Annotated in this window: 12 protein-coding genes; 6 read left to right on the forward strand and 6 right to left on the reverse strand. The window is 47.6% G+C overall.

Annotated elements, in window-relative coordinates; all coding sequences use genetic code 11:
- The first annotated feature begins 89 nt into the window (after positions 1-89).
- On the forward strand, positions 90-3,416 hold the full coding sequence (locus tag DW800_RS16015; protein ID WP_119958198.1) for a UvrD-helicase domain-containing protein: 3,327 nt from the start codon (positions 90-92) through the stop codon (positions 3,414-3,416).
- Positions 3,417-3,459: 43 nt separating this feature from the next.
- Positions 3,460-6,351 (forward strand): PD-(D/E)XK nuclease family protein, encoded by a 2,892-nt coding sequence (locus tag DW800_RS16020; protein ID WP_119958199.1) that lies wholly within the window; start codon positions 3,460-3,462, stop codon positions 6,349-6,351.
- 121 nt (positions 6,352-6,472) lie between these two features.
- Here DW800_RS16020 and DW800_RS16025 read toward each other — a convergent pair whose 3' ends face one another.
- The 5 genes from DW800_RS16025 to DW800_RS16045 all read right to left on the reverse strand — a co-directional run bounded on the left by DW800_RS16025 (position 6,473) and on the right by DW800_RS16045 (position 10,960).
- The gene (locus DW800_RS16025) at positions 6,473-7,600 is read right to left on the reverse strand and encodes a response regulator (protein ID WP_119958200.1); all 1,128 of its coding nucleotides are present in this window, start codon (positions 7,598-7,600) and stop codon (positions 6,473-6,475) included.
- A 41-nt stretch (positions 7,601-7,641) separates the two neighbouring features.
- A complete protein-coding gene (locus DW800_RS16030; protein WP_005825375.1) occupies positions 7,642-8,577 on the reverse strand; it encodes a UDP-glucuronic acid decarboxylase family protein in 936 nt (311 codons plus the stop codon).
- 165 nt (positions 8,578-8,742) lie between these two features.
- Positions 8,743-9,276, reverse strand: coding sequence for an IbrB-like domain-containing protein (locus DW800_RS16035; protein WP_016273566.1), 534 nt, complete (start codon positions 9,274-9,276; stop codon positions 8,743-8,745).
- Complete coding sequence (locus DW800_RS16040) at positions 9,273-10,562, reverse strand: DUF3440 domain-containing protein (protein ID WP_008663311.1); 1,290 nt, start codon at positions 10,560-10,562, stop codon at positions 9,273-9,275. The genes DW800_RS16035 and DW800_RS16040 overlap by 4 nt, the downstream gene beginning before the upstream one ends.
- 2 nt (positions 10,563-10,564) lie before the next feature.
- Complete coding sequence (locus DW800_RS16045; protein WP_005825381.1) at positions 10,565-10,960, reverse strand: hypothetical protein; 396 nt, start codon at positions 10,958-10,960, stop codon at positions 10,565-10,567.
- 192 nt (positions 10,961-11,152) lie between these two features.
- On the opposite strand from DW800_RS16045, the gene DW800_RS16050 reads away from it, so the two are divergent.
- Positions 11,153-11,704: a chromate transporter gene (locus DW800_RS16050; RefSeq protein WP_005825383.1), complete on the forward strand. Its 552-nt coding sequence runs from the start codon at positions 11,153-11,155 to the stop codon at positions 11,702-11,704.
- Positions 11,701-12,225 carry a chromate transporter gene (locus DW800_RS16055; RefSeq protein WP_005825387.1) on the forward strand — a complete coding sequence of 175 codons (525 nt, stop codon included), beginning with the start codon at positions 11,701-11,703 and terminating at the stop codon, positions 12,223-12,225. Before DW800_RS16050 ends, DW800_RS16055 begins: the two co-directional genes overlap by 4 nt.
- On the opposite strand, the gene DW800_RS16060 is transcribed toward DW800_RS16055, so the two are convergent.
- The gene (locus DW800_RS16060) at positions 12,217-13,434 is read right to left on the reverse strand and encodes a sugar MFS transporter (protein WP_035457971.1); all 1,218 of its coding nucleotides are present in this window, start codon (positions 13,432-13,434) and stop codon (positions 12,217-12,219) included. The genes DW800_RS16055 and DW800_RS16060 overlap by 9 nt on opposite strands.
- Positions 13,435-13,587: 153 nt before the next feature.
- On the opposite strand from DW800_RS16060, the gene DW800_RS16065 reads away from it, so the two are divergent.
- Both DW800_RS16065 and DW800_RS16070 read left to right on the forward strand, forming a co-directional pair.
- Positions 13,588-14,472, forward strand: a complete 885-nt coding sequence (locus DW800_RS16065) for an AraC family transcriptional regulator (protein WP_016273563.1) — start codon at positions 13,588-13,590, stop codon at positions 14,470-14,472.
- A 97-nt stretch (positions 14,473-14,569) separates the two neighbouring features.
- Positions 14,570-15,010: a pyridoxamine 5'-phosphate oxidase family protein gene (locus DW800_RS16070; protein WP_016273562.1), complete on the forward strand. Its 441-nt coding sequence runs from the start codon at positions 14,570-14,572 to the stop codon at positions 15,008-15,010.
- Positions 15,011-15,177 lie beyond the last annotated feature (167 nt).

Raw genomic sequence — 15,177 nt, forward strand, 5'->3', positions numbered from 1 at the left:
TTCTTTCTATAAGAGAAAGCAGGGAAGCATTTATTTTTCTCATTATTTTTGTGTACGTTTGCAGATACATACTCAATGCAGCAATTTACATGGAATTATTAGTATACAAAGCCTCTGCCGGCTCAGGCAAGACCTTTACGCTGGCTGTGGAATACATCAAGCATTTGATAATCAATCCACGCGCCTACCGGCAGATACTTGCCGTAACCTTCACCAACAAGGCTACGGCAGAGATGAAGGAGCGCATACTGACACAGCTTTACGGTATCTGGAAGGGAGCACCTTCTTCCGAAGCATACTTGGAGAGAATTAAAAATTATAAATTAAAAATTAAAGAAGAAGGCGGGGACAGATTGACGGACGGGGAGATTCGTCAACGGGCCGGCATGGCACTGCAATACATGCTGCATGACTACAGCCGTTTCCGCGTGGAAACCATCGACTCCTTTTTTCAATCTGTGATGCGCAACCTTGCCCGCGAACTGGAACTGAGTCCTAACCTGAACATAGAGCTGAACAACAGTGAAGTGCTGAGTGATGCCGTAGACAGCCTCATCGAGAAGCTTACCCCCACTTCTCCCGTGCTGGCATGGCTCCTGGACTACATCGACGAGCGCATCCGCGACGACAAACGCTGGAACGTATCGAATGAGGTGAAAAGTTTCGGACGAAACATCTTCGATGAAAGCTACATAGAACGCGGCGAAAAACTACGGCAATGCCTTCGTACTCCGAACACGTTGAAACTCTACCGGGATGTGCTGCGCGATATGGAAACCGAGGCTCTGGAACAGATGAAAAGTTTCTACGACCAGTTTGAAGGCGAACTGGAAGGGCATGCCCTCACTCCCGAAGACTTGAAAGGAGGTGCCCGAGGCATCGGCAGTTACTTCCGCAAACTGCGCGACGGCAGACTGTCTGACAAGGATGTGCTGAACGCCACCCTGCAAAACAGCTTGGCAGATGCAAAAAACTGGGCAACGAAAACATCCTCACGGAAGGACGACATCATCTGTCTGGCAGAAACCAGCCTGATGCCTCTACTGCAGGAAGCCGAAAGAATGCGTCCGCAACGCAACCGTACCTTGAACAGTTGCCGCCTCTCGCTCCAGCACCTCAACAAACTGCAACTTCTCAATCATATCGACGAAGAGGTACGCACGCTAAACCGGGAGCACAACCGCTTTCTGCTCTCGGATACCAACGCCCTACTGCACAAACTGGTGCGCGAGGGTGACTCTTCGTTCGTCTTCGAGAAAATCGGCGCCAACATACGCAACGTCATGATTGACGAGTTCCAGGACACCAGCCGCATGCAATGGGACAACTTCCGCCTGCTGCTGCTCGAAGGACTTTCGCAAGGAGCCGACAGTCTGATTGTGGGAGATGTGAAGCAGTCCATCTACCGCTGGCGGAACGGGGACTGGGGAATACTGAATAGTTTAGGCAATGAAGAATTGAAAATGGAGAATAGAGAATCAAGTTCTCCATTAAACAACTTCCCCGTCCGTGTGGAAACCCTAAAAACAAACCGACGTAGCGAAACTAACATTATCCGTTTCAACAACCAAGTATTTACCGCTGCCATAGACTACCTCAATGCGCTACACCTGAACGAACTGAAAGAGGACTGCCTACCCCTAAAACGCGCTTATGCCGACGTAGTGCAGGAATCGCCCAAGAACACGGAGTACGGCTACGTAAAAGCTGCCTTCCTTGAACCGGACGATGAACACAACTATACAGAGCAGACCCTTCTCGCCTTAGGAGAAGAAGTACAGCGGCTACTGGAAGAGGGCGTAACACTGAATGACATCACCATCCTTGTCCGCAAGAACAAGAATATCCCACCGATAGCCGACTATTTCGACAAAGAACTGCATCTCTCTGTCGTGTCCGACGAAGCTTTCCGTCTGGATGCCTCCCTTGCCATCTGCATGCTGATGGATGCCCTGCGCTGCCTATCGAATCCGGAGAACAGGATTGCGGAGGCTGCACTGATGGAGAATTACAAATTACAAATGACAAATGACGAGCAACCGAAATTCACAACAGCCACTCCCCTTCCCGAAGCCTTTACCTCCCGACGGGAAACGCTGCGCCTGATGCCTTTGTATGAGTTACTGGAAGAACTGTTCAGCATCTTCGGCATGAGCCGCATTGAAAAGCAGGATGCCTACCTCTTCTCCTTCTTCGATGCTGTGACGGAGTATCTGCAAAGCAATTCTTCCGAACTGGCCAGCTTCATCCGCTACTGGGACGAAACCCTTTGCAGCAAAACCATCCCCAGCGGTGAGATGGACGGCATACGCATCCTCTCCATCCACAAGTCCAAAGGACTGGAATTCCATACCGTACTGATTCCCTTCTGCGACTGGAAGCTAGAGAACGAAACCAACAACCAGCTGGTGTGGTGCGCCCCACCGGAAGAGCCTTATAATGCCATCAGCTTAGTACCGGTGAACTATTCCACCACCATGGCGGAATCCATATATCGGCAGGACTATCTGCACGAACGTCTTCAGCTGTGGGTAGACAATCTGAATCTGCTGTACGTGGCCTTTACCCGTGCCGGCAAGAACCTCATCCTCTGGAGCCGGAAGGAACAGAAGGGAACCATATCCGAACTCCTTGCCAACACCCTGCCCCACATAGCCAAAGACGGAGCAGGCAGTTGGGACGAAGAGGCTTCCATATATGAGAACGGCAAGATTTGCCCTTCCCCCGTCCCCGTCTCACAGCATGACGCAGACAACCCTGCTAACGACGAAGCTAAACCTCTATACTACGAACAGAAACCTCTATACTGCGAACGTAAACCTGAGGTTTACGAACAGCAACCAGTCAACAGACTTTCGCAAAAGCCGGTCAAACTGCCCGTCCACATGGAGAGCATGCTCCACGACATCGAGTTCCGGCAATCCAACCGTTCGGCAGACTTCATAGCAGGAGTGGACGAAGCAGAGTCCAGCCAGCGCTTCATCAACCGGGGACGTTTGCTGCATACCCTATTCTCTGCCATCGAAACGGAAAAAGACATTGACAATGCCATCAGCCAGCTCGTCTTTGAAGGTGTGATTGGACGGAGTGAGACGGAAGAAGAAATACGCAATCTCACCCAACGCGCTTTCTCCCTGCCTCAAGTCAAGGACTGGTATTCAGGAACGTGGCAGCTATTCAATGAATGCGACATCATCTGGCAGGAAAACGGTGAACTGCGGACACGCCGCCCGGACCGCGTGATGATGCGTGGCGAAGAAATCGTAGTGGTGGACTTCAAGTTCGGAAAGCCAAACAAGAAGTACAACAAGCAGGTGCAGGGATACATGCAACTGCTGGTCCGCATGGGGTATGTCGCAGAAAATATACGGGGTTACTTGTGGTATGTAGAGGAGAACAACATAGAACCGGTATAACTCACTCCCCATCCACTATTAATTATCAATTATCAACTAAATCATGGAAACATTCCTCCAACTGGTCGCCCGCGACCTTTACGCCAAAATAGGAAACGACCTCTCGCGCACCGCCATCGTTTTCCCCAACAAACGTGCCAGTCTGTTCTTCAACGAATATCTGGCAACTGAAACGGACCGCCCTTTGTGGTCGCCTGCCTACGTCAGCATCAGCGAACTGTTCCGGCAACTCTCTCCATTGAAGTCCGGTGACCCTATCCGTCTGGTATGCGAATTGTATAAGGTATTCCGCGAAGAGACCCGCAGCGAAGAAACTCTGGATGACTTCTACTTCTGGGGAGAACTGCTCATCAGCGATTTCGATGACGTAGACAAAAACCTTGTAGATGCCGACAAACTCTTCAGCAACCTGCAAGAACTGAAGAACATTATGGACAATTACGACTTCCTCGACCAAGAACAAGAAGAAGCCATCCGCCAGTTCTTCCAGAACTTTTCCATAGAAAAGCGCACGGAGCTGAAAGCCAAATTCATCTCCCTCTGGGATAAACTGGGCGACATCTACCGCCACTACCGCCGCAATCTTACAGAACTGGGCATCGCCTACGAAGGCATGATGTACCGCAATGTCATGGAGCAACTCGACACCGACCGACTGCGCTACGACCGCTATGTATTTGTCGGCTTCAACGTGCTAAATAGAGTAGAAACCCGTTTCTTCCAGCTCTTGCAGGATGCCGGGAAAGCAATGTTCTATTGGGATTACGACGTGTTCTACACCCGTCTTCCCCTTGAGCAAAAGCCGCCCTATACCCACGAAGCAGGCGAATTCATCCTCCGCAACCTAAAGCTGTTTCCCAACCAACTGCCCGAAACTTCTTTTGATGTACTGCGGAAACCCAAGAACGTACGCTTTATCTCCGCTTCTACCGAAAATGCACAAGCCCGCTACTTGCCGCAATGGATTAGGGGGAATGAAGAATTAAGAACCCCTTCTTCATTCAAAGACACTGCCGTTGTCCTTTGCAACGAATCCCTACTGCTTCCCGTCCTCCACTCCATTCCGGCAGAGGTAAAGAACGTCAACATCACAATGGGATTTCCCCTTGCCCAAACTCCGGTGTACAGTTTTATCAACGCCCTTGTAGAGCTACAGACTACCGGCTACCATGCAGGTACCGGACGATACATCTACGAAACCGTAATCACGCTGCTGAAACACCCTTACACCCGGCAACTTTCCCCCAATGCCGAAACACTGGAAAAACAGCTTACCCGGAACAACCGCTTCTATCCCCTTCCCTCGGAGCTGAAGCAGGACGCATTCCTTGAACAAGTCTTTACACCACAGAACGGCATCGCCGCCCTATGCAGCTACCTCACCGAACTGCTTCGCGAAGTGGCCGTCCTCTACCGCCAGGAAAAAGACGTGGAAGACATCTTCAACCAGCTGTACCGCGAGTCTCTGTTCAAAAGCTACACCCTCGTCAACCGCCTGCTCAGCCTGATAGAGACCGGCGAATTGAGTGGTGTGCGCACAGACACGCTGAAGCGACTGCTGAACCGCTTGCTTACCTCTGCCAACATTCCCTTCCACGGAGAACCCGCCATCGGCATGCAAGTAATGGGGGTGCTGGAAACGCGTAACCTCGATTTCCGCAACCTCATCATGCTCTCCCTCAACGAAGGGCAATTGCCCAAAGCCGGAGGCGACTCCTCCTTCATTCCCTACAACCTGAGGAAGGCCTTCGGCATGACCACCATAGAACACAAGAATGCCGTCTATGCCTACTACTTCTACCGCCTCATCCAACGGGCAGAAAACGTCACCTTATTATATAACATCTCTTCGGACGGACTGAACCGCGGGGAGATGTCCCGCTTCATGCTGCAATTCCTGGTAGAGTCGCCGCACAACATCTCCCTTGAGTACCTTGAAGCCGGACAATCTCCACAACAAGCCCTGGAAATTGAGATTCACAAGACACCGGAGATGTTGCAACAGATGTTCGACGCCTACGACATCCACCGACGTCCCAAAGCGTTCTTCTCCCCCTCTGCCCTCAATGCCTATCTGGACTGCCGGCTGAAATTCTACTACCGATACGTAGCCGGCCTGAAGGCTCTCGATGAAGTAAGCGCCGAAATAGACTCCGCCCTCTTCGGCACCATCTTCCACCGTTCTGCCGAACTGGTGTACAACGAACTGACAACCAACGGACGGGAAATACGTAAAGAAGACCTGGAACAGTTACTGAAAGACGATGTCCGCCTGCAAGCCTATGTGGACAATGCTTTTAAAGAAAAGTTCTTCCATGTGCCCCTTACGGAGCAACCGGAATATAACGGTACGCAGCTTATCCATTCCAAAGTCATTGCCTCTTACCTGCGCCAGCTTCTGCGCAATGACCTGCAATATGCCCCGTTCCGTATGGAGGGTATGGAACAGGACGTCAGAGAAATGATGGAAATAGATACTCCGCAAGGAAAGCTTGCCTTACAGATAGGCGGTACCATCGACCGCCTGGACAGCAAAGGAGACACGCTACGTATCGTGGACTACAAGACAGGCGGTACTCCCAAGACTCCTGAAAATATAGAACAACTGTTTACTCCCGCCGACAACCGTCCCAACTATATTTTCCAGACGTTTCTGTACGCCGCCATCCTCTGCCGCAAGCAATCGCTGAAGGTAGCCCCTTCCCTACTTTACATCCACCGGGCAGCTTCCGAAAGCTACTCCCCGGTCATCGAAATGGGAGCGCCGCGACAACCCAAGGTACCGGTCAACAACTTCGCTTTCTTCGAAGACGAGTTTCGCGAACGGCTGCACGGACTCCTGCAGGAGATATTCAGCCAAGAAGAAACATTCAGCCAAACAGAGGATACCCGGAAATGTGAATATTGCGATTTCCGCAGTCTGTGTAAGAGATAAAAAAACAGACCATCCGTTCATAAGAAACAGATGGTCTGCACGACCGTAACAGACGGTCTATTTGAGTCTGACGGATGGTCTGTTTTACTTCAACGGACCATCCGTTCTATTTTCTTCGTTATCACTTCTTCACCGGAATAGAGAAGCTGAATATGGAGCCTTCGCCTTCCTTGGAAGTAAACCACAGTTTACCGCCATTCTTCACGACAAAATCCTTGCATAGCAACAAGCCCAGTCCCGAGCCTTCTTCGTTGTTCGTGCCGAACGTGCTGAAATGCGTATCAGTATGCAACAACTTCTTCTGCCCCTCCTCGCTGATGCCACAGCCATAATCCTGGACGCTGACAACTGCCATACCATCTACTTCCTCCATCTTCACCAGTACCTCTGAGTTCTCCTTACTGAACTTAATGGCATTACTCAACAAGTTACGGACCACTGTCTTCAGCATGTCAATATCAGCGTTGACCATCATTTTTTCCGGTTTCATCTCGTGGATTCTTATCTTCTTCAGGCTTGCCACCATACTGAAAATCTCAATGACACCGTCTGTCACTTCGACGAGGTCCACATCCTGATAAACCACGTTCAACTTACCGATTTGACTCTTTGTCCATTTCAGCAGGTTATCCAGCAACGAGAACACATCCTCTGTTGTCTGATTGGCCATCGTCAGAAGCTCGTACATTTCGATACCTATTTTCTCAGCCGGTAAGTTCAGTATCAGCATGTTCAGCACCATCTTTATGGAACCCATAGGAGAGCGCAGGTCATGGGCAATCACCGAATAAAGCTTGTCACGCCCGGCAATGGTACGTTGCAGTTCTTCCGTTTTACTCAAAATCAGCCGCTTGGCAGCTACCAAAGATATTTGGTGGGTAACCCGGATAATCAGTTCCTCCTTATTGAAAGGCTTGGAGATGAAATCATTCGCTCCTACTTGAAAACCTTTCACAATATCTGCCGTACTATTCAGTGCAGTCAGAAAGATGATCGGAATCTCAGCAGTCTGCGGATTTGACTTTAAATGTTGAGCTACTTCAAAACCACTCATGTCCGGCATCATTACATCAAGCAAAACCAAGTCAGGATTTTCCTTTTCCACCTGCTCCAACGCCTGCCGCCCGTTACTCGCAGTAGCAATTGCGAATTTCTCGTTTGTCAAAAGCACTTTCAACAATAAAACGTTTGACATCACATCGTCAACGATGAGGATCTTGTACTCGGAAGGATTTATTTCCATGTTCATCTTTCTATATTGTTTTTCCCGTTATCAAAATTACTATTTAGTTAGGAACGATATTCCTTAAAATACTCTATTATATACTGTAAACCCTCTTCCAGCTCTATAGTCGGTTCCCAGCCCAACTTTTCCTTTGCCAGAGTGATGTCCGGCTGACGCTGTTTGGGATCGTCATGAGGCAGTGGCTTGAAAATCAGTTTCGACTTGGAATTCGTCAGCCTAATGACCTTTTCTGCCAGTTCCAATATGGAGAATTCATTCGGATTTCCCAAGTTTACCGGACCGATAAAATCGTCCTCCGTGTTCATCATCCGCACCATACCTTCTATACAGTCATCTACATATTGGAAACTTCGCGTCTGATTACCCGAACCGTATATCGTAATATCCTGGTTCTGCAATGCTTGAACCACGAAATTGGAAACCACCCGTCCGTCATTCGGCAACATCCGAGGACCGTACGTATTGAATATACGGATAATCTTGATCCGCACTCCATTCTGGCGGTGATAATCCATAAACAATGTCTCGGCACAACGCTTCCCTTCATCATAACAAGAACGGAGGCCAATTGGATTTACATTTCCCCAATAACTTTCCACTTGGGGATGAATAACGGGGTCACCGTACACTTCGCTGGTAGAAGCCTGCAATATCTTGGCATTCGTCTTTTTGGCCAGTCCCAGCATATTGATGGCGCCCAATACAGAAGTCTTGATGGTTTTAATGGCATCATATTGGTAGTGGATGGGAGAAGCAGGACAAGCCAGATTATAGATTTCGTCCACATCTGCCTCATAAGGGGTTTCCACATCATGCAGTACAAATTCAAAGCGGGGATTGCTCTTCAGATGAGTGATATTTCCTTCCGAACCGGTGAAAAGATTATCCAGACAAATCACCTGATGCCCGTCGTTTATCAATCGGGTACAAAGATGAGAACCTATAAAACCAGCACCGCCACTAACCAAAATTTTCTTCATGTAATGTTTTTTATAGTGCCTTAAAGCACATAGGACCTATTCTGTTTGTTTTGATGCTGACAAATGTAGGCGATTTGACTAAATTATGCAAGTTTGCAACGAAATATTTCACTTGTTAATGAATATAAAGAGGCAGATTAAAAAATCCACCCCTGAAATATTCATTTATTTATCCGCCACATACTCTTCTTTCTTATCCGGAATGCTGAAGTTCTTGTTCGCAAACAAGTCTGCCAGACCCGAAATTTGCTTTAAACGCAACACTTCGTCGCGATCCATTCCGATATTCTTCATTATCCATTCATCAGACATACCGGCTCTGTCCAATTCCGCAACAATATGGCACATCAACTCGATATTATGCGTACCACGGGCACGATTATGACGGATAGTGGACGCCATACGGTTGGAAAGTTCCTTGTCAATCACGACCACGGGAAGCAACCCGTTTTCGCGCTGATAAATTCTTTTGGATGTCTTCAACACCTGATAACGGTGGTAACCGTCCACCAGGATGTAGTTATCCTCTTCCTCATCATAGTAACAGACACAAGGCATGGTGAAACCATCTTCCCAGATGGAAAGCTCCAGAAGCTTCATTTCGGGCGGTGCCACTACATTCGGATTGTAATCGTTTGCTTGTATTTTCTCTATTGGAATTGCCTTTACATTATATACCGGACTTTTATCTACGCTCATAACATCATATTTTTGAATTGTTCCATTATCTTGTCTCTTTTGTATGCCTCTTCCTTGTTCAAGGCAAAACCCATGTACTTGCAGGCATGGTCATTCTTCAGGATGCATATGCACATCCGCTTATAAGTGGGAATTTCCCGGAATTCCGCGATGTCAATATCATCCAGATAATCCATGCGCACCGGCTTCTTGTTTGTCTTGTAATTCGTGGTATTTATCACTTCAATGGACACTCCTGCATCCCTCAGCTTCTGGATGGTCTCGTCAGCCAGACAGCCCCCTTTTGTACGCCAGAATTCAATGCTGACGGTAAGCTTTTTCAAGTAGTTCCTCCGGGTCTCTTCCGGCAAGGTGGAAAGCAGGAACTGCATAAAGCCTTTCCACGTATACCCTTCGGGCAGTCGGACCGTCTGCCACCCCATAGCACGCGTCCCTCCGTAAATACCGGTAAAGTTCACCCCGTTGACCCGCCCTATCATTCTTCCCCAAGTATTCGGGTCGATGACACGATACAGCTTCAGGCTCTCTTGTGCCTCACAAAGAAAAGGGCTTGCCACACGCTGGCGTTCGATATTGACTCCGGCTTTATAATATAGGTCATACAAATGGTTATAGTCAAAGCCGAATTTGCCATTGGCCGTCCAGATATCCGTCGTCTTCCAATCATAAATGGGATAAGCATTGAAAATGTCATTGCCTATCTTCGAGGTCCAGCGGTAATTGTGGTACATCTGATACTTCCGGTTCAGATGGATGCTGCGCCAGCGGTTAAAACTCTCTTGCGTACGGATGCCTATGAGAAAGCAGGCACGCACTCCATCCTTCTTCTCATGCAGCCATTTGGCAAAGTGCATCTGGAACTCATAATCCCACATTTCGGGAGTGTAGAAAGGAAACGTCTCTTTAGTGAGGCAGCCTTTCGGCATCTTCCTTACCCAAATGTCCTCCAAATCCTCCTGCCACGGACGCCAGTAACTCTGGTACATCGACGTACAAGTCGTTACACGGAAAGGCACACAAACACGATACACCTCCAATATATCCTTATTCGCCTCCAATACCCGGTCCACATAATCAATGGTCATGCTGTACTGTATCTCATAGTCCATATGGAATACACACAGTTTACGGTTCAGCCGGTTCCGGCGGATATAGTCTATGCACAAATTCAGCAACACTCCACTATCTTTTCCTCCCGAAAAAGAGACGCATATCGTGTCAAATTCCCTAAAAATCACATCAAGACGTTCTTGCGCCAGTTCATACACATTTTTGGGTGTAGCCATAATTATCTGTTTTTCTTCATTTTCACATAACGGGTCCATACCTTGTCTTCCAAAAAGCCCAGCTCGCTGAAGACATCCCTATCTTCAACAAAGCTAACAGCCGTCAGACTACTCTCCTCGCCCTGCTTCTCAAGTACCTTTTCCAGAAGCAATTTTAGCGTGTCAACATTCCTTTCCTTAATATAATAGTTGTTGATGACACATTCATACTTCTTGTGCTCCACCGGCACAAAACCTACAACATGTTTATTATCCAGAGCAACAAACCACTCGTACTCTTCCGATGTCCGGAAAGGGTAATTGTAGTTCTGTTTCAGCACTTCCGGGCTCATAACCAAAGGGGCTACAAGCTCGTACAGCTTTTTATCCGTACCATGTAATTGCACTATCTGTATCATATCTACATTTATATTATTTGTAATTACGTGTTAAAGATAAAGCTTATTTACGACGGAATATTCTCCTTTTAAATAGATTTAAGAATATAGCCCTGTAATATAAAATATTAATAAATAAATATTATCCCCCTAATTTGTATATGTTGATTAATTTGGGTTTCTTTGCAAAAGAAAGTCACCCGAAGAGAAATAATGAAATATTTACTGCTTTTTATGACCTTTGCCAAGATAGGAATGTTCACTATCGGTGGCGGATACGCTATGATACCTCTCATTGAACGGGAAATCGTAAAAAAGAGATGGATGAGTAAAGAAGATTTCATGGAAATGTTTGCGTTGACCCAGTCACTTCCCGGTGTTTTTGCTGTCAATATATCCATATTCGTCGGCTACAAGCTGCATAAAGTAAAAGGTAGCCTGGTGTGTGCACTTGCCACAATCCTCCCCTCTTTTGTCATCATGATGCTGATAGCCATGTTCTTCGCTCATTTTCAGGACAACCAGGTGATGATACGCATCTTTAACGGTATCCGTCCGGCAGTAGTCGCACTGATTGTGATACCCTGCATTTCGGCTGCACGGGCACTGAAGCTGAAGTATTGGCAACTGGTGCTTCCAGCCATCGCCACCATACTCATCTGGCAATTCGGGCTATCCCCCGTATACATTGTCCTTGCAGGAATTGCAGGAGGAATGCTCTATACATTATGGTTAAAAGATAAACTGAGAAAATTACAGATATGATTTATTGGCAGCTGATATTGGTATATCTAAAAATCGGAATGTTCGGTTTCGGAGGCGGTTACGCCATGTTGTCCCTCATCCAATATGAGGTGGTGGACCACCATCACTGGCTCACCCTGCAACAATTCACGGACGTAGTGGCCATCTCGCAGATGACGCCTGGTCCGATAGGCATCAACAGTGCCACCTATGTGGGCTATGCAGTTACTCAAAGCGTGTGGGGAGCTGTCGTGACCACCATTGCAGTATGTCTTCCCTCGTTCATCCTGGTATTGCTCATCTCTTACTTCTTCGTGAAATGCAAGGACAACAAATACATCAAGGCGGCAATGTCGGGACTGCTGCCCATGTCCGTATCATTGATAGCTGCTGCTGCCCTATTGCTGATGAACAAGGAAAATTTCATAGATTACAAAAGCATACTTATCTTTGCAGCCGCTTTCGGCGTGACGTGGAAGTGGAACCTCCACCCTATCTTACTGATAATCCTTGCCGGAGTCGCAGGCTTCCTTCTATATTGAAGAAGCGGTAGAGACGGACACCATCTTGCGGGCATATGCCCACACCACGCAATAGGCAACCAGCGGTACGATGAACGCCCACACCATCGTCGTATGGTCTGCCACCAGTCCCATCAACAGCGGACCTACCACGCCTCCCACGGGAGACATCATCAGGAAAGAGGAAGCCCTCTTGGTATGGTTGCCCAGCCCGCGCAAGGAAAGTGCAAAAATCGTGGGAAACATAATAGCCTCAAACGCATATCCGCACAACAGAGCAGCAAGCGATATCATCCCTACATTCAGCAGTACCAACGAAGTAGTCACTACTGTCCCCGTAGCACACACCAACAACATTTTCTCGGCACGCACACGTCCCATAATCCAGCTACCGGCAAAACGTCCCAACATAAATAATCCCAGTCCACCGAAAGAAAGCACTACGGAAGCTTCGCGGGCATTCATCCAATTCTGCTCCACCACGTAGTTGATGAAGAAGCTGTTGATGGAAATCTCGCCGACTTCATAGGCAAACAAAGCTATCAATCCAAAAATAAAAAGCCGGTGCGACCACAGTCCTACCTTATTACCAGCTTCGTCCACCTCCACGCTATGTTCAATCTCGGGCAACTTGATTCTTGAAAAAACCAGTGCAACCAGCACTACTACTACCCCCATGCAGATGTAGGGCAACGCCACATTGCCCGCCCCTGCCTGCCCATCCTTCGAGAAGAGCAGCAATCCGGCCAAAACCGGTGCGCAGATACATCCTAAGCCATTGAAGGATTGTGCAAAATTCAAGCGACTGGCAGCAGTCTCCTTTGCTCCCAACTCAGTGGCATAAGGATTGGCGGCGGTTTCAAGAAACGTCAGTCCACAGCCTATCACGAACAGTGCAAACAAGAAAAGATTGAAGGACAAATAGTGCTGTCCGGGAATGAAGAGCAACGAACCGATACCATAAAGCAACAGACCGAACACCACCCCCCGGCGGTATCCGAAGCGGCTGATAAAAAGCCCTGCAGGAATAGCCATGATGAAGTAACCCATGTACATCATCATCTGTATAAAAGCCGAATGCGCCTTCGTAATGTCCAGTATCTCTTGGAAGTGCTTGTTAAGTACATTCAGGATGGCGTGGGCAAATCCCCACAAAAAGAAAAGAGAAGTAATCAAAATGAAGGGTACAAGATATTGTCCGCCCACCAATGGTATTCGTTTCTGTTTCATAATATGATAATTCCAGACAACCGTTATAAAGCGATTGATAATTGCGGATGCAAAGATAAACAAAACTCCCGGTCTTTACCCAATATTTTCACATTCGCTATTGTACAGAGTTGCTTTTTCTCTACCTTTACTGCCGTTATACAATGTTAAGCCATGAAAAGCGTTATCCCCCGATACAATTTCTACAAGACCAAATACGGAAGTGAACTTCTGATAGATGTCGTCGACCTGAAGTATACCCGGAAATTTTTGACCAAGGGAAGCGTACATATTCTGACTTACTATGACATCACCTTCATTACAGAAGGAGAAGGGAACTTCACCATCAGCAACCGAACACACCAAGCAACTCCCGGTGATGTATTTTTCTCCAAGCCCGGTGAAGTACGTAGCTGGGATACAGACCGCATCGGCAATGGTTATGCTTTAATCTTTGAAGATACCTTTCTGACCTCCTTTTTCAAAGACCCACTATTCGTGCGACACCTTCCATTCTTCCGAATGGGAAAGACGGCAAACAAACTTCATCTGCCAGACGGACTCTATTCACGGATGTTACAACTTCTGCACAATATAAAGGGCGAAATCGACTCCTTCCACCCACACGATACGGGCATATTGCGCGCCTTACTTTACGAGGCCCTCATGCTACTCAACCGTGCCTACCGCACTTCTATTCCTCCGGAATCAGACAAGGAAATCCTTAAAGACAGTAGCAGCTTCCACCTCAGCCGATTTATCGAACTGGTTGAAAAGCACTTTCGGGAACAGCATTCCGTACAATTTTATGCCGACAATCTCTGCCTCACACCCAACTATCTGAATGAAATCGTATCTTCATCCATGAACATCAGCGCCAAGCAATACATCCTTAACAAGCTGACGGATGAGGCCCAACACCTGCTTGCCCACACCGACCTACCCATTTCAGAAATCGCCTTTGAGCTTCACTTCTCAAGTGTCTCCTACTTTGTACGTAGCTTCCGCCAATGTACAGGACAGACTCCCCTCACCTATCGGAAAACAAAGAAACCGTAAAAAGTTACATTTTCCCCTTGTTTTTTATTGCATAAAAGCTCTGCTCGACAGCTATCTTTGTCCCCTGAACAATAAACCCATTAAAAAGAACAAAACAATGAGAGATGCAGAAAAAACAGTAGGGAACATGATTGACAAGGAAAAGACCATCTTTATCGGTTCCGTGGATGCCGAAGGTTTCCCAAACATCAAGGCCATGTTGCAAGCCCGCAAAAGGGAAGGAATCAAACACATCTACCTGACAACAAACACCTCGTCGATGCGCGTTTCGCAGTTCCTCAAGAACAATCGCGCATGCCTTTACGTCTGCAACGCACGCTTCTTCAAGGGTGTAATGCTGCGTGGCACGATGGAGGTTCTGACAGACAATGCCAGTAAAGAGATGATATGGCGGGAAGGCGACACCATGTACTATCCCGAAGGTGTGACCGATCCCGACTACTGTGTCTTAAAATTCACTGCCTTCTCCGGTAGGTATTACAGCGGATTCAAGTCAGAAGACTTCACGATAGAACAAACTATAAATACTCATTTATAGTTACTCTTCACATCACGCCGTTTCAGTACAAAAACCGGCAGAAAAAAGAAGATGCCGATGACGGACATCACCAGTCCTCCAATGGTACCTGCCGCCAATGGAAACCAGAAAGCTTCCTTTTCCGTGCCTATCATGAAAGGGATAAATCCCAGAATGGTAGAAACTAC

Origin of the sequence: Bacteroides sp. AM32-11AC, from assembly GCF_003603515.1 — a bacterium.
Classification (GTDB): Bacteria; Bacteroidota; Bacteroidia; order Bacteroidales; family Bacteroidaceae; genus Bacteroides; species Bacteroides uniformis.